Annotated in this window: 1 protein-coding gene; it reads right to left on the minus strand. The window is 47.4% G+C overall.

What is annotated here, in order from left to right:
• Positions 1-475, minus strand: a 475-nt coding sequence (locus tag ACO59Y_RS02260) for a glycine--tRNA ligase subunit beta (protein WP_486130260.1), incomplete at both ends; no start/stop codon positions are given.

Here is a 475-nt window from a genome sequence, read left to right on the forward strand (position 1 = left end):
GGTCGCTTTTGCTTGAGATTTTGCCAAAATTTCTGCTTTACGCTCGTTGAAATCGGCTATTACAGAACCTTTTTCACGCAATAATTGCGGATATTGGTCGGCGTGTTGAATTTCAAATTCTTTCTCGCCTAAGAAACGGTGACCGCGAATGGTGCGTGCGCTTGCTACACCTAAAATTTCGCCTTCAATTAACTCATCGCCGAGCAACATGGTTACCGTGTGAACAGGGCGAATAAATTGCACGGTTTTGTCCGCCCAACGCATTGGTTTTGGAATTGGCAATTTCGCCAACGCATTTGCCACGATGCCGTTAAGCAAGTTTTTGGTCGGTTGACCTTCAATTTTTGCACGGTGAACTAACCATTCGCCTTTATCGGTCGCAATGCGTTCCGCCTGCTCAACGGTAATGCCACAACCACGTGCCCAACCTTCTGCCGCTTTAGTTGGTTTACCTTCCGCATCAAAGGCTGCAGAC

The organism is Rodentibacter sp. (assembly GCF_057314195.1).